The organism is Rhizobium sp. BR 249, from assembly GCF_047445895.1.
In the GTDB taxonomy this organism is placed as follows: domain Bacteria; phylum Pseudomonadota; class Alphaproteobacteria; order Rhizobiales; family Rhizobiaceae; genus Rhizobium.
In genome coordinates this window covers 105,801-120,759 of record NZ_JARWKX010000010.1, presented here as the reverse complement: position 1 = coordinate 120,759, position 14,959 = coordinate 105,801, and the positions used below count along the sequence as shown (strand labels likewise).

Genomic DNA, 14,959 nt, shown 5'->3' with positions numbered 1-14,959 from the left:
GACAGCCGCCGCCGCAAACGCAAGGGAAGATTTCAAATTGCTAACGGAATTACGACCTTTGCGAGTCGTTCGGAACGCCGGAATTTCCGATTCGGAACAGCTTGAGAACGAATCAGCGACGAATCGCTGACTCCGGCTGATTCAGCTTTTGTTCACGGCTAACTATTGATTTTGAATCACTTTTTCCCACTAGATGCTGAATCTTGGGATTCTTGCTCGTTCGCATTTTCACCATCACGATCGACGATTCCGACCGGGCATCGGCAATCGAAAATTGCGCCCGAAATTAACCTCTCGATCAAAGCCGGAACGAATCGGCGACGAATCGCCGACCGTCTCGTTTTCGCCTTTCGTTCACGGCCATATCTGGTGGTCGAGTCTGGCTGGAGCGCTAGATGCGGATCGCCGGCGGATCTTCTTGCCCCGCATCATCGCATCGCCATTAATCTTTCAAGAGCCGGATTCATAAGGCGTTAAATCGAATTCGCCGAAGCCTGCGCGCCGATCAAAAACGGAACGAATCGCTGACGAATCGGCGACATCGGGATCTTCTCGCTTTGTTCACCGCAACATATTGTATTTAAATGACTTTTTAACCATGCGAACAGGTTTCGATATGACGCAAATCGGGCGGCGTCACATTTCCTGGCCTAACCGGGAACAAAAATCGCCAATACGGGTTTCTGGTCCATCAGATTGCGGATGAAATGAAGGAAACACACCCATGCTTGGCACAATACTTCTCATTATCCTCATTCTGCTCCTGATCGGAGCCTTGCCGAATTGGGGTTACAGCCGTGGCTGGGGCTATGGACCTTCTGGCGGTTTGGGGCTAGTTCTCGTGATTATCATTATCCTTGTACTAATGGGCCGCATCTAAGGCCCACCTAACCTGGGGAGTTACGACATGATGAAGAAGATCGTTCTTATTGGCGCGCTCGTCGGCGCTCTGGCGTCCTGCACCGCGACCGAGCAAGGCACCGCGATCGGCGCCGGCACCGGCGCTATCATCGGCGGCGCCGTCACCAACAGCTGGGGTGGTGCCGCAGTCGGCGCCGTTGCCGGCGGCCTGACCGGCGCTCTCATCGGCCAGTCGGTCGAACGCCGCGGCTACTGCATCTATCGCGACCGCTACGGCCGCCGCTACGAGGCTCGCTGCCGCTACTGACCGGCGAAAGCATATCGGACTCCCAACGGGCGCTTCTGCGCCCGTTTTTCTTTGCCGCGGGTCCGTCAACATGACGTTGACGATCGGTCGCGAAAGTCAAATCTACCGGCGCCCGCTAGCCAGGCGCATATTTCCTTCATGAGCGCAGGGCAGGCACCATCGCCCGACGCACTGAAAGGAATATTTCCATGGACCAGATTGTCCTGAATTCCGTCATGGCCGCCCTTATCGCCGCGGCTTTCCTGACAGCCGCGATCTCAGCTCTTCGCAGCAGAGATCGCTCGCGGCAACGAGTGCCGGTCAAGATTAGGGTTCAGCGGGACCGGAACATCGGCAGCCGCCTCTGACTCCCGAACAAAAAGCAAAGGCGCGTCCTGCAACGCGCCTTTGCAAATCGATAAGCGTTCGCTGCGTTAAACGAAGAACTGCCCGCCATTGGCCGTCAGCGTCGAACCGGTGATGAAGCCGGCATCGTCGGAGGCGAGGAAGGTGACGCAGCGCGCGATCTCTTCAGGCTCGCCGAGGCGGCCGACCGGGATCTGCGGAATGATGCGTTCGTTCAGCACCTTCTCCGGCACGGCAAGCACCATCTCGGTTCCGATATAACCGGGGCAGATGGCGTTGACGGTGATATTCTTCGCCGCCCCTTCCTGGGCGAGCGCCTTGGTGAAGCCGAGATCGCCGGCCTTGGCGGCCGAATAATTCGCCTGTCCCATCTGGCCCTTCTGGCCGTTGATCGACGAGATATTGACGATACGGCCGAAGCTGCGGTCGCGCATGCCCGTCCAGACCTGATGCGTCATGTTGAACAGGCCAGTGAGGTTGGTGTTGATCACCTCATGCCACTGCTGCGGCGTCATCTTGTGGAACATCGCGTCACGGGTGATGCCGGCATTGTTGACGAGGATTTCGACCGGCCCGATCTCGCTTTCGATCCTGGCTATTCCCTCGCCGCAGGCGGCGTAGTCCGAAACGTCCCATTTGAACACCGGAACGCCAGTGGCCTCATGGAAGGCGTTGGCCTTCTCGTCGTTGCCGGCGTAGTTGGCCGCAACCCTGTATCCGGCATTTTTCAGCGCTACGGAAATCGCCGCGCCGATGCCGCGTGTACCACCAGTGACCAGAGCCACTCTGCTCATGTTCCACTCCCCTTCTTTGTTTTTTGCCCGCCTCACGGCGGGCTTTTCAATCAATGACGGATAGTATGCTGTTTAAAGCGCCTCAAAGCACATGGCGACACCCATGCCGCCGCCGATGCAAAGCGTGGCGAGGCCCTTCTTCGCGCCGCGGCGCTTCATTTCGAACAGCAGCGTGTTGAGAACGCGCGCGCCGGAGGCGCCGATCGGATGGCCGATCGCGATCGCCCCGCCGTTGACGTTGACGATCGAAGGATCCCAGCCGAGATCCTTGGTGACGGCGCAGGCCTGCGCCGCAAAAGCTTCGTTGGCTTCGACGAGATCAAGATCGCCGACCGACCAGCCTGCCTTTTCGAGCGCCTTGCGCGACGCCGGGATCGGGCCGGTGCCCATGATCGAAGGATCGACGCCCGCCGTTGCCCAGGAAACGATGCGGGCGAGCGGCTGGATGCCGCGCCGGACCGCTTCCGCTTCGCTCATCAGCACGGCGGCGGCAGCGCCGTCATTGAGGCCGGAGGCATTCGCGGCCGTGACCGTGCCCTCCTTGTCGAAGGCCGGGCGCAGCTTGCCCATCGCTTCCAGCGTGGCGCCGTGACGGATATATTCGTCGGCGTCGACGGTCACGTCGCCCTTACGCGTCTGGATGACGTAGGGGATGATCTCGTCGGTGAAGCGGCCGGCCTTCTGCGCGGCTTCAGCCTTGTTCTGCGAAGCGACGGCAAACTGATCCTGCTCGTCACGCGAAAGCTGCCACTGCCGCGCGACATTCTCGGCGGTGATGCCCATGTGATAGCCATGGAAGGCGTCGGTCAGGCCGTCCTTGATCATCGTGTCGACCATCTTCATGTCGCCCATCTTCGTGCCGCTGCGCAGGTGCGCGGCATGCGGCGCCATCGACATGGATTCCTGGCCGCCGGCAACGATGATCTTGGCGTCACCGGTGGCGATCTGCTGCATGCCGAGCGCGACGGCGCGAAGGCCGGAGCCGCAGAGCTGGTTGACACCCCAGGCGGTCGCTTCCTTCGGAATGCCGGCTTTGATCGCGGCCTGGCGGGCCGGGTTCTGGCCCTCGCCGGCGGCGAGCACCTGGCCGAGGATCACTTCATCCACTTCGCCGGCATCGACGCCGGCGCGCGCGAGCGCACCCTTGATCACGGCCGCGCCGAGTTCGTGCGCGGGGACCGTTGCGAATGCGCCGTTGAACGAGCCGACGGCTGTCCGACCTGCGCTGGCGATGACGATGGATGAATTGCTCATGGGGAGGCTCCTCGTTTTTTTCGTCCCACTTACATAAGTGGAAACTGGCAAAGCTTTGAGCGCAAGTCAAACGCGAAGACCGCCTGCCGCCATTTTTCAGCGGCACACCGTCAAAGCCGATTCATCTGCTCTGTTAAAGGTTTGCCGCAACGCACAAAGAGATTGTCACCGGCCTTCTTTTGCGTTTACAGTCTCAGGTGGAGGAACATCCATAAATCAGACGGGGTACAGGAGACTGATATGGCGAAGAATGAGGGTCAGATCGTTATCAAGAAATACGCCAATCGCCGCCTGTATAACACAGGCACCAGCACCTATGTGACGCTGGAAGATTTGGCGGAGATGGTGAAGAAGGGCGAAGATTTTATCGTCCAGGATGCAAAAAGCGGAGATGATATCACGCATTCCGTGCTGACCCAGATCATCTTCGAACAGGAATCGAAGACCGGCAACACGCTGCTTCCGATCTCCTTCCTGCGCCAGCTCATCACCTATTACGGCGATCAGATGCAGATGGTCGTGCCGAGCTTCCTCGAGCATTCGATGCGCGCCTTTACCGAGCAGCAGTCCCAGATGCGCGAGCAGGTGAACCGCGCTTTCGGCGAGACGCCGCTCGGCAAGAACCTGCAATTGCCGATGCAGATGGTGGAAGACCAGGTTCGCCGCAACACCGAGCTGTTTCAGCAGGCGATGCAGATGTTCTCGCCCTTCATGACGCCGCCCGCCAAGGAAAGCCGCAAGGCTGAGGCCAAGGATATCGACGAGCTGAAAGAACAGCTCCGCGCCCTTCAGAACAAGCTCGATAACCTATAATCCGATAGAGACATCCCGCCCGGCGCTTCGGATCGAGACGGCAAAACCACCGATCACATCGATCAGAGCGATCGTCATCAAGATGAAGAAAACCTGCGTCGCAGCATCCTGGACGAGCAGAAACTCGACCAGGAAGGCGATGAACACCAGCATCGACAAGATGTGGTTCATCAGGTTGCCGGAACCGGGCCTGGTCGCTCTCAGGATTTCGAAGAACAGCACGATAAGGGCGACGACGATGAAGAGATCGCCGAGCGCCATGCTCCAGATCGCGCCCGAGAGCATCGACAGCACGATGATGTCATTATGCAGCGCCGCAATGCCGCCGCCGCCCATCAGGCCGAGCATCGCCAGATTGTAAAGAATAAACGGGATAATCATCAGAGGCACGGCGGCTATCATCGGCAATCTCCTAGCGGAGAAAGAATACTGCCGCAAACCGTTGTCTCACTTCAAGCCATTGCAAATATTATATCGCCGAAATGCAAAAGGCCGACGTGACGCCGGCCTTTGAAACTTTCGATCGGACGAGCCGTATCGGAAAATTATGCGCTTTCCTTCGGCGTCAGAACCTGACGGCCGCGATACATGCCGGTCTTCAGATCGATATGGTGCGGACGGCGCAGTTCGCCGGAGTTCTTGTCTTCGACGTAGGTCGGAGCCTTCAGCGCATCAGCCGAACGGCGCATGCCGCGCTTGGACGGGCTCGTTTTTCTCTTCGGTACAGCCATTTTTCTTACTCCACTTGCGGGCAAAACATTCCCACGGCCAGACTGGCGGCCGAAACGGACATGTCGCGATTTCGGAAATTTTGCGCGCTTATACATGCATGGGGCGGCCTTGACCAGTCCCCATGCGTATTTTTTGCGAGGCCGATGATTCGAGGCTCAGACCTCGTCTTCCGGCACGCTCCAGGGCTCGGCGCGGGCCGCCTCTTCCCATTTCCGCCAGGCCGGATGCGCCTTCATCGTCTCCATATAGGCGAACGTATCCTCCCGGCTGACGAGTTCATAGATGTCGAACCGGTTGACGACCGGCGCAAACATCGCATCCGCGCCGCTGAACGCGCCAAAGAGAAACGGGCCGCCGGATTTCTGCAGAAGGTCTTGCCAGATCGCCTCGATACGGCTGACATCGGCCTCGACGCCATCAGGCAATGCGATAGCGCCCTTCGGCCGGCGAATATTCATCGGGCAGGCATTGCGCAGGGCTCGGAAACCCGAAAGCATTTCCATCGAAACAGAGCGGGCGAGCGCCCGTTCGGCACGGTCGCGCGGCCAAAAGCCGGCGTCCGGATAAAGCTCGGCGGCATATTCGATGATCGCCAGCGATTCCCAGATCTTCAAACCACCATGCTGCAGGACCGGCACCCGGCCGCTCGGCGATATCGCCTTGATATTGGGATTGCCGGCCGCGTCGTCGAAGGGGATCAGGATTTCTTCGAAATCGACGCCGGCGCCCGTCAGCGCTATCCACGGCCGGAAAGACCAGGAAGAATAATTCTTGTTGGCGATGTAGAGCGTCAGTCTGTCCATAGGCCTCTCCCGTTCAGGCATCGAAATCGAAGATCAGCAGTTCGTGGAAATGGTTCATGTCCTCGAACACACAGAATGCCGGCGGCGCAAGCTCGAAAACGGGGGCCTTGCGGCGGATATCCTCGGCCACTTCGTCGAGCATTGCCTGCCATCGCGGCAAGGCTTCATCCTCCAGCCGCTCGATCACATAGGCGAAGGTGATGTGGAACTTGTAATCCATATGGTTGGGCTGGCGATAGCCGAGAAGATCGGCAAGCGCATCGCGCCAGGCCCGCATGACTTTGCGGTCCTTTTCCGTCGCTCCGTCGACGAGCAGGCCCGACGGCCGGGCTTCGACGACGGCGACCTTGAAGGGCTCGGCCATCGAAAAGCCTTCGAGCCGCGCCGCCATGAGTTCGGTCATATCCTCGATCGGCGTCTCGAGAGGGAGGTCTACAGGCCAGCAGTCCTGCCGGCGCCTCGTCTCGATGACGCCTTCGAAAAGCGTCATGTGAAGGCTCGAGATCGGCGTGAAGAGAAATTGCGGCGCCTCGGGCATCGCCAGATATGTCTCGCGCGCCTCTATCAGCACCGCCTGGGTCCTCGAACCCTTCTCGATGTGGCAGACGATGGTGTTGCCGGCTTCCGGCAGGAAACCGCCGATCTTGCCATAGCGGCTGCCGAGATGGGCGGGCGGATTTTGATTATGCGTCTTCGAATAGAGGAGAAGTTCGGGAGAAAACGTGGTCGTGGTCATGGGCGACTCGGGGGCTCTGGTTGGACTGCATTCGCCCATATGGCAGAACCAAGAATGTCAGATGACGCTCGCAGTCACCAACGACAACTTATGATCTCATTCATAGATGCACTTGATGTAATCGCCCGAACCCTGCGCACGCCTCTCGATGACGCCGGCAAGCCGGCGAAGGCCTCGTCCCGGTTTCCCGGCATTGCGGTCGATCGGGTTCGGCAGCGAAACGGCAAGCAGCGATGCCTGGCGTCGTGTCAGCTTCGAGGCCGGCACCTTGAAATGATGCTGGGCCGCCGCCTCGATGCCGTAAATGCCGGGACCCCATTCTGCGATATTGAGATAGATTTCCATCAGCCGCCGTTTCGACAGGACGAAATCCGTGGTGACGGCGAGCGGAAGCTCCATCGCCTTGCGCACGAAGGAGCGGCTGTTCCAGAGGAAGAGGTTCTTCGCCGTCTGCATCGGGATCGTGCTGCCGCCGCGCGTCGCCTGACCTTTCAGCGTATCTTCGACCAGCATGCGCATTTCGGCCCAGTCGACGCCGCCGTGGAAGCAATATTGACCGTCTTCGGACATCATCACCGATTGCACCAGGACCGGGGCGACCTCGTCCAGCGATACCCATCTGCGGTCATAGCCGCGCAGCAGCACGAGATCGCGCAGCATCAGCGTCGAAACGGGATGGATGAAGGGCAGCAGGTAAAGGAAGATCAGCACGTAGGGAAGGATCAGAACGGCCAGCAAGCCAAGAACGATACGCTTCAGCACAGGCCGATTTTCGAACCATCGCCGACGGGCCGGCATGTCGGCGATATCCTCTCTCTCCGGCGCTATATCCAATGTCCCAAGCCCATTTCGCTCCCTGTCGTTCTCATAGCGCCTGTGAGGCGCTTATGCCAGAGCACAAGGGAAATCTTGCTGCAGTCATCGACAATTCCGTTGCAAGCCCCGGTGCCCCATGCCAAACAGCGCCCATGGACGCGAACCGGGACACTTTCGAGACGAGGCTTAGGAACAACGCCCGCGAAATCGAGGCGCTGCTCGACACGCTGCTTTCACCGAGTCCTCTTTCCGATGAAATCGCCAGGCCCGAGACCTTGCGCAGCGCCATGCATTATGCCGTTCTGAACGGCGGCAAGCGGCTGCGCCCATTCCTCGTTTCCGAAAGCGCCGCCCTTCTCGGCGGCGATGAGCAGGCAGCACTTCGGGTCGGCGCCGCACTCGAATGCGTTCACTGCTATTCCCTCGTGCATGACGATCTGCCGGCCATGGACGATGACGACCTGCGCCGCGGCAAGCCGACGGTCCACGTCAAGTTCGACGAAGCCACCGCGATCCTCGCCGGCGACAGCCTGCTGACCTACGCCTTCGACATCGTCGCCGCGCCGGAGACCGCCCTTCCCGATACGAGCAAAGCAGCGCTGGTGCTGGCGCTTGCCCGCGCAGCCGGTCTCGGCGGCATGGCCGGCGGCCAGGCGCTCGATCTCGCCGCCGAAAGACAGGCCCCCGACGAGGCCGGCATCATCCGCCTGCAGGCGATGAAAACCGGCGCGCTGATCCGCTTCGCCTGCGAGGCCGGCGCCATTATCGCCGGTAGCCCGCCCGAAGATCGCCGCCGCCTGCGCGCCTTCGGCGAAAAGATCGGTCTTGCCTTCCAGCTCGCCGACGACATTCTCGACCTGACCTCGGATGCGGCGACCATGGGCAAGGCGACCGGCAAGGATGCGGCCCGTGGCAAGGGAACGCTGGTGGCGCTCCACGGCATGGAATGGGCTGAAACCGAACTGCGCCAGCACGTCCGCGATGCCGAAGATCTGCTCGCCCCCTACGGCGCCCGCGCCTCGATCCTCACGGCCGCAGCGCATTTCATTGCCGACCGGAAGAGCTGAGCCTGCGGATCAAGTCGCCAGTATTTCCTTGAGAGCGGCGACCAGCCGCGCGCATTCCTCGTCCGTCCCTATGCTGATGCGCAGGAACTCCGAAATGCGCGGCTCGGCGAAACGCCGGACGAGAACCCCACGCTCCCGCAGCCCGGCCAGAAGGGCTGCGCCCGGCCGGTTTTCATGCCTTGCGAAAACGAAATTCGCCTGCGAAGGCAGCACCTCGAAATCCAGCGCCTCAAGCTCCCGCACGAGACTTTCCCGAGTGGCGATGACTTTCCGCCGGCATGTCTCGAACCATGCCTCGTCCTTGATCGCCGCCGTTGCCGCGACCTGGGCCAAGCGGTCGAGCGGATAGGAATTGAAGCTGTCCTTGACGCGCACCAGCGCCTCGATCAGGTCCCGGTGCCCCAGCGCGAAGCCGACGCGCAGACCTGCGAACGAACGGGATTTCGACAAGGTCTGGATGACCAGAAGGTTGGGATATCGAGAAATGAGCGGCACGGCGCTTTCGCCGCCGAAATCGACATAGGCCTCGTCTATCACGACGACCGCATCCGGATGGGCAGCAACAAGCGCCTCGATCCCGGCCAGCGGCAGGCCGACACCCGTCGGCGCATTCGGATTGGGGATGATGATCGCGCCGCACGGCCTGTCGTAATCCGCAAGCCGAATCCGGAACTGATCGTCGAGCGGTATCTCGATCGCCTCGACACCATATAGCAGGCTATATGTCGGATAGAAGCTGTAGGTCACATCGGGATGGAGAAGCGGCAGATCGTGTTTCAGCAGCGCCTGGAAGGTGTGAGCGAGAACCTCGTCGGAACCGTTGCCGACGAAAACTTCTTCCGCCGTCAGGTCGAAACGAGATGCGATCGCCTCCCGCAATTCCGTGGCGGCGGGATCGGGATAGAGCCGCAGACGATCGTCCGTCACTTGCCTGATCGCCTCGATCGCCCTTGGGGACGGCCCGTAGGGATTCTCATTGGTATTGAGCTTGACCAGGCCGGGAATACGCGGCTGCTCGCCCGCGACATAAGGCCGAAGCTTGCTGACGATATCAGACCAGTACCGGCTCATTCGAACGCCCGGGCCTTCATTCCGCTGCCGTTCGCTGGCCGAAACGCTTCTCGATATAATCGATGACAAGCGCCTCGAAATCGGCGGCGATATTGGGGCCGCGCAGCGTCAGCGCTTTCTTGCCGTCGATGAAGACCGGCGCGGCCGGCGTCTCGCCGGTGCCGGGAAGCGAAATGCCGATATCGGCATGCTTGCTTTCGCCCGGCCCGTTGACGATGCAGCCCATGACGGCGACGTTCAGCGCCTCGACGCCGGGATATTTCTCGCGCCAGACCGGCATGTTCTTGCGGATGTCGTTCTGGATGTTCTGGGCCAGCTCCTGGAACACGGTCGAGGTCGTGCGCCCGCAGCCCGGACAGGCGGCGACGACGGGCACGAACTGCCGGAAGCCCATGACCTGCAGGATTTCCTGCGCCACCTGGACTTCGCGCGTGCGGTCGCCGTTCGGCTCGGGCGTCAGCGACACGCGGATCGTATCGCCGATGCCGTGCTGCAGCACGAAGCCCATCGCCGCCGACGAAGCGACGATGCCCTTGCTGCCCATGCCGGCTTCGGTGAGGCCGAGATGCAGCGCGTGATTGGAGCGCTCGGCGAGCATGGAATTGACGGCGATCAGATCCTGCACCTGGCTGACCTTGGCCGAAAGGATGATGCGGTTGCGCGGCAGGCCGATTTCCTCGGCAAGGGCTGCCGACAGCAGCGCCGACTGCACGATCGCCTCGCGCGTCACCTGTCTTGCCGAAAGCGGCGAACCGGCTTCGGCATTCTGGTCCATCAGCGCCGTCAGCAGATCCTGATCGAGCGAGCCCCAGTTGACGCCGATGCGCACCGGCTTGTCGTAGCGGATCGCCATCTCGATGATCTCGGCGAACTGCTTGTCCTTCTTGTCCTTGAAACCGACATTGCCGGGATTGATGCGGTATTTCGCCAGCGCCTCGGCGCAGGCGGGATGATCGGCAAGCAGCTTGTGGCCGATATAGTGGAAGTCGCCGATCAGCGGCACGTCCATGCCGAGCCGCAGCAGCCGCTCGCGGATCTTCGGCACGGCGGCGGCACTCTCGTCGCGATCGACGGTGATGCGCACCAGCTCCGAACCCGCCCGGTGAAGGGCGGCGACCTGCGCGACGGTCGAATCGATATCGGCCGTATCCGTATTCGTCATGGATTGCACGACGATCGGCGCGCCTCCGCCGACGATGACGCCGCCGACATCGACGGCGACGGAAGCACGGCGCGGTTTTGGATCAAAATCGGCGGCTGAAGACATGAAGAGTTCTTGCACCCCTAAAAACAGTGCCTTTCAGGTGGATCATGACCGCTTTCTTGTCAACCGCCCACTATATCACTTTTGTTTGGAGGCGGCTCAGTGGCCGCCTCCGGAGACACCATCGGCATAATGGGCCAGCTTGGAGAACAGGAGAACGAAGAGCAGCAGCACCGGCAGCGCCATGAAGACGACGGCAAAGCCGATATGCTCGGCGACGAAGCCGATGACGGACGGCGCGACCAGCATACCGGAATAACCCATGGTCGTGACGACCGAGATGCCGATGCCGGGCTTCAGGCCGGGAATATTGCCCGCCGCCGAGAAGGCGATAGGCACCATATTGGAAATGCCGATGCCGCAAAGGGCAAAGCCCAGGATGGCAATCTCCGCATCCGGCGCGAGGCTCGCCAGCAGCATGCCGGCAACGGCAAACAGCGTGCAGATGCGCAGCGTCTTGACGCCGCCGAGACGGTCGCGCACCAGGTCGCCGGCAAAGCGCATGATCGCCATGGTCGCCGAAAAGGCTGCGAAACCGAGACCGGAAAGCGCGATCGACGCATCCATTTCCTGCCGGAGATAAAGCGCGCCCCAATCCAGGACGGCACCTTCCGGCACCATGGAGAACAGCGCCATCAATCCGAGCAGCCACGGCAGCGGCACCATCGGCAGCTTCGTCTTTTCCTTCTTGGCATCGGGATGCGGCGGATCCGCAAGGATCATCGGCCATGCCACGGCAAGGAAGATTGCCGCCAGCACCGTCGCAAGCTGCGCATGGCCCGTAATGCCGAGCTTGGCGATCACGATGCCGCCAAGACCCGAGCCGATCAGGCCGCCAAGGCTCCAGAAAGCATGGCAGGAGGACATGATGGCGCGGCGCATGGATTTTTCGACGGACACCGCATTGGCGTTCATCGCCACATCCATCGCGCCGATGAAACCGCCGAACAGGAAGAGAGCGATTGCCCCGGTGATCACGTTCGGCGCGAGCGTCAATGCCAGAAGCAGCGGCAGCACGCCGACCGCCGTCGCCCGGACGACGACACGCGAGCCGTGTCTGGCGATCTGAGCGCCGGCAATCGGCATCATGACCAGCGAGCCGAGGCCGAAGACCAGGATCATCAGCCCGAGTTCGAATTTGGTCAGACCGAGACGCTCGGCAAAATCCGGGATCTTCGGCGCCCAGCAACCGACGACGAAGCCGTTCATGAGAAAGAGCAGGGAAACCGCCGCCCTGCTTCTGGTAATGAAACCGCTGCGGACTCCGGGCGGCGCATTCACATGACTGTCCATTTTCGGTCTTTCCTCGTTTTCGGGCTTGGGAGCACCCGTTTTTCTTAACTCTGCAACGGCGGCTCAGTTCGTTTTTTCGGCGATGACGGTTCTGCATCCACGCTCGCGATACCCCGCAAGAATGGCGGGATCGGCATCGTGCTCGACGACGAGGCACTCGCAATGGGCAACCGGCAGGATGCTGTGGGGAGCAGCGGTGCTGAATTTCTCCGAGGTTACGGCCGCCAGCACCTTCTTGCTTCTCGATGCCGCAAACCGCTTGAACTCCGCGTCCTCGAAGCCGAACACCGTAATGCCGGCTTCGAGATCGATGCCGCAGGCGCCGAGGATGCAGAGATCCGGCGAAATCTGCTCCATATCCCGCAAAGCCTTGGCGCCGAGCGCACCGCCGGTCTGCCGGTCCACCATGCCGCCGATCAGGATGACGTTGACGGCAGGCTTGTCGATGAGCGCTGCGGCAATCACCGGCGCATTCGTCGCGGCCGTCAGTTCGAGTTCGGCGGGCAAGGCATTGGCGATCGCCAGATTGGTGCTGCCGGCATCGAAAAACACGCACGAACCGGCAGCGATCTGCTTCGCCGCAGCCTGCGCCAAGGCCTGCTTGCGGTCGGCCGCAAACCCCATGCGCTGCGTCAGGCTTCCGTGTGCCGGCGAAACCGGCAATGCGCCGCCGTAAACTCTCTCGCAAAGGCCCGCCGCCGCCATTTCACGCAGGTCGCGCCGCACCGTATCCTCGGAGATGCCGAATTCGAGCGCAAGTTCCGCCGCCAGCACACGGCCTTTCAACCGCAGCCGCTCGGAAATCACGCCTTGACGCTCTCGCAACAGAAAATCCTGCATGTGCCTGCCGGGTTAATGTCTGAAATACTGAAAACATGCATAAAAACTTACAATCGTGCAGGCAACATGCACGTTCGCACGTTTTCTGACGCGGTGAAACAAAGCTCCACCATTTGGCGAAACTGACTATTGACCGTCCGTCCCCGTGAAAAACTCCATCAACCTGGGCATTCTGCTCACGACCGTCGCCTATATGGCGTTCACTTTCCATGACGCGATCATCAAGATCCTCGTGGTCAGCATCCCGGTCTGGCAGATCCTGTTTTTCCGCAGCCTGACGATCCTGCTCGGTTGCCTCGCCTATGGTCGCGACAAGCTCGTCCATCAGACGATGACGTCGCCGATTATCGCCCGCCGCATACTGCTTCTCTCCGCCTGGCTTTCCTATTATTCCGCCGCAAGCCGCCTGCAGCTTGCCGAAATGACCACGCTTTATTACGCCGCGCCCGTCGTCGGCACCCTGCTTGCATGGCTCATCCTGAAGGAGGAGGTCACGCTAGCGCGCTGGCTGGCAGTCGGCGTCGGTTTCGTCGGCGTGCTCATCGCCTGCAATCCGATCGGCCCTACCATTTCCTGGCCGGTCTATCTGGCGCTGCAGGCGGCCGTCCTCTGGGCCGCGGCCATGGTGCTGCTGCGCAAGACCTCGCTGCACGAGAAAACCATCGTCCAGCTGGCCGTTTCCAACGTCTTTTTCCTTGTTATGACGGGCGTTGCCGTTCTCTATACCTGGCGGACCCCTGATATGACGCAGCTGATGCTTCCCGTCGCCACCGGCGTCGTTGCCGGCGCGGCGCAGTTAGCCCTCTTCGAAGGCATGCGTCGGGCGCCCGTCTCCGTGCTTGCGCCATTCGAATATACCTCTCTCGTCTGGGCCTTCCTTCTCGGCTATCTGATCTGGGCCGATATCCCCATGCCGAATGTCATCGCAGGCGCATGCATGATCCTCGGCGCCGGGCTGATCATCATCGTCAGCGAAAGGCTGCGCCGCCGCCTCGCGGTATGATGCGCATTTTCCACGGCTTTCGGGATTGAGGCGACTGCTTGAGAAAAATATTTGCAGTTGCTGCTTTTATTCGCAGTTTTCTACGCTTCCGGCGCCCTAGTTTTCTGCAAAGTATCCCTCATCCGATCACAACCTCCCAAGGATGGATAGAACAATGAACTGGTTGAAAACCGTTGCCGCCGCTGCCCTCATTCAGGCTGCCGCCCTCCTGCCCGCCCATGCCGGCGAAAACCTCACCGCCATCAAATCGGCCGGCGTCTTCAAGATCGGCACCGAAGGCACCTATGCGCCCTTCACCTATCATGACGAAAGCGGCAAGCTCGTCGGCTTCGATGTCGAGATCGGCGAAGCCATCGCCGCCAAGCTCGGCGTCAAGGCCGAGTTCGTCGAAGGCAAGTGGGACGGACTGATCGCCGGCCTCGACGCCAAGCGTTACGACACCGTCATCAATCAGGTCGGTATCACCGAGGCCCGCAAGCAGAAATACGACTTTTCCGAGCCCTACATTGCCTCCAAGGCTGTGCTGATCGTCCGCGAAGGCGATGACAGCATCAAGACTTTCGCCGACCTCAAGGGCAAGAAATCGGCCCAGTCGCTGACCAGCAACTTCGGCAAGATCGCCACCGAATCCGGCGCCGAGCTCGTCGGCACCGATGGTTTCGATCAGTCGATCCAGCTCGTCCTGACCAAGCGCGCCGATGCGACGGTCAACGACAGCCTGTCCTTCCTCGATTTTAAGAAGCACAAGCCGGATGCGCCGGTAAAGATCGCCGCCGAGCAAGAGAATGCCGATTATTCGGGCATCATCATCCGTAAGAACGAGCCGGAGCTTCTCGCCGAAATCAACAAGGCGCTTGCCGACATCAAGGCCGACGGCACGTACAAGAAGATCGCCGACAAGTATTTCGGCCAGGACGTCTCGAAGTAAGCTCTGCTCAAGAAGTCCCCACCCCAACCTCT

At 60.7% G+C, this 14,959-nt stretch carries 17 protein-coding genes; 6 read left to right on the top strand and 11 right to left on the bottom strand.

Annotated features, from left to right (window positions below; all coding sequences use genetic code 11):
* The first annotated feature begins 724 nt into the window (after positions 1–724).
* Both QD408_RS11925 and QD408_RS11920 read left to right on the top strand, forming a co-directional pair.
* Positions 725–880, top strand: a complete 156-nt coding sequence (locus QD408_RS11925) for a DUF3309 family protein (protein WP_017962528.1) — start codon at positions 725–727, stop codon at positions 878–880.
* 27 nt (positions 881–907) lie between these two features.
* Entirely contained in the window at positions 908–1,168 is a 261-nt protein-coding gene (locus QD408_RS11920) for a YMGG-like glycine zipper-containing protein (protein WP_004674249.1), read from the top strand.
* A 413-nt stretch (positions 1,169–1,581) separates the two neighbouring features.
* Here QD408_RS11920 and QD408_RS11915 read toward each other — a convergent pair whose 3' ends face one another.
* On the bottom strand, positions 1,582–2,307 hold the full coding sequence (locus QD408_RS11915) for a beta-ketoacyl-ACP reductase (RefSeq protein ID WP_088682942.1): 726 nt from the start codon (positions 2,305–2,307) through the stop codon (positions 1,582–1,584).
* 72 nt (positions 2,308–2,379) lie between these two features.
* Complete coding sequence (locus QD408_RS11910; RefSeq protein ID WP_414139443.1) at positions 2,380–3,561, bottom strand: acetyl-CoA C-acetyltransferase; 1,182 nt, start codon at positions 3,559–3,561, stop codon at positions 2,380–2,382.
* A 240-nt stretch (positions 3,562–3,801) separates the two neighbouring features.
* On the opposite strand from QD408_RS11910, the gene phaR reads away from it, so the two are divergent.
* Positions 3,802–4,374: a polyhydroxyalkanoate synthesis repressor PhaR gene (gene phaR / locus QD408_RS11905; protein WP_008528469.1), complete on the top strand. Its 573-nt coding sequence runs from the start codon at positions 3,802–3,804 to the stop codon at positions 4,372–4,374.
* Here the strand turns inward: phaR and QD408_RS11900 are convergent.
* The 5 genes from QD408_RS11900 to mtgA all read right to left on the bottom strand — a co-directional run bounded on the left by QD408_RS11900 (position 4,369) and on the right by mtgA (position 7,479).
* A complete protein-coding gene (locus QD408_RS11900; protein WP_088682944.1) occupies positions 4,369–4,776 on the bottom strand; it encodes a hypothetical protein in 408 nt (135 codons plus the stop codon). The two genes, phaR and QD408_RS11900, sit on opposite strands and share 6 nt — an antisense overlap.
* A 143-nt stretch (positions 4,777–4,919) precedes the next feature.
* Positions 4,920–5,105: a 50S ribosomal protein L32 gene (rpmF, locus tag QD408_RS11895; RefSeq protein WP_003543812.1), complete on the bottom strand. Its 186-nt coding sequence runs from the start codon at positions 5,103–5,105 to the stop codon at positions 4,920–4,922.
* Positions 5,106–5,261: 156 nt separating this feature from the next.
* A complete protein-coding gene (locus QD408_RS11890; protein ID WP_414139442.1) occupies positions 5,262–5,909 on the bottom strand; it encodes a glutathione S-transferase family protein in 648 nt (215 codons plus the stop codon).
* 13 nt (positions 5,910–5,922) lie between these two features.
* Positions 5,923–6,645 (bottom strand): DUF1868 domain-containing protein, encoded by a 723-nt coding sequence (locus QD408_RS11885; RefSeq protein ID WP_414139441.1) that lies wholly within the window; start codon positions 6,643–6,645, stop codon positions 5,923–5,925.
* A gap of 96 nt (positions 6,646–6,741) precedes the next feature.
* The gene (mtgA, locus tag QD408_RS11880) at positions 6,742–7,479 is read right to left on the bottom strand and encodes a monofunctional biosynthetic peptidoglycan transglycosylase (protein ID WP_414139440.1); all 738 of its coding nucleotides are present in this window, start codon (positions 7,477–7,479) and stop codon (positions 6,742–6,744) included.
* A gap of 134 nt (positions 7,480–7,613) precedes the next feature.
* Here mtgA and QD408_RS11875 point away from each other — a divergent pair, with 134 nt between their 5' ends.
* Positions 7,614–8,528, top strand: coding sequence for a polyprenyl synthetase family protein (locus tag QD408_RS11875; protein WP_414139439.1), 915 nt, complete (start codon positions 7,614–7,616; stop codon positions 8,526–8,528).
* Between the two features lie 9 nt (positions 8,529–8,537).
* Here the strand turns inward: QD408_RS11875 and hisC are convergent, their stop codons facing one another.
* The 4 genes from hisC to QD408_RS11855 form a co-directional block, all read right to left on the bottom strand.
* Positions 8,538–9,599: a histidinol-phosphate transaminase gene (gene hisC / locus QD408_RS11870; protein WP_414139438.1), complete on the bottom strand. Its 1,062-nt coding sequence runs from the start codon at positions 9,597–9,599 to the stop codon at positions 8,538–8,540.
* A gap of 16 nt (positions 9,600–9,615) precedes the next feature.
* A complete protein-coding gene (ispG, locus tag QD408_RS11865; RefSeq protein ID WP_088682949.1) occupies positions 9,616–10,866 on the bottom strand; it encodes a flavodoxin-dependent (E)-4-hydroxy-3-methylbut-2-enyl-diphosphate synthase in 1,251 nt (416 codons plus the stop codon).
* Between the two features lie 96 nt (positions 10,867–10,962).
* The gene (locus QD408_RS11860) at positions 10,963–12,156 is read right to left on the bottom strand and encodes an MFS transporter (protein WP_414139437.1); all 1,194 of its coding nucleotides are present in this window, start codon (positions 12,154–12,156) and stop codon (positions 10,963–10,965) included.
* 63 nt (positions 12,157–12,219) lie between these two features.
* Entirely contained in the window at positions 12,220–12,996 is a 777-nt protein-coding gene (locus QD408_RS11855; protein WP_088682951.1) for a DeoR/GlpR family DNA-binding transcription regulator, read from the bottom strand.
* 145 nt (positions 12,997–13,141) lie between these two features.
* Here QD408_RS11855 and QD408_RS11850 point away from each other — a divergent pair, with 145 nt between their 5' ends.
* Both QD408_RS11850 and QD408_RS11845 read left to right on the top strand, forming a co-directional pair.
* Positions 13,142–13,999 (top strand): DMT family transporter, encoded by an 858-nt coding sequence (locus QD408_RS11850; protein WP_414139436.1) that lies wholly within the window; start codon positions 13,142–13,144, stop codon positions 13,997–13,999.
* Between the two features lie 154 nt (positions 14,000–14,153).
* The gene (locus QD408_RS11845; protein ID WP_414139435.1) at positions 14,154–14,927 is read left to right on the top strand and encodes an amino acid ABC transporter substrate-binding protein; all 774 of its coding nucleotides are present in this window, start codon (positions 14,154–14,156) and stop codon (positions 14,925–14,927) included.
* The last annotated feature ends 32 nt before the right edge of the window (positions 14,928–14,959 follow it).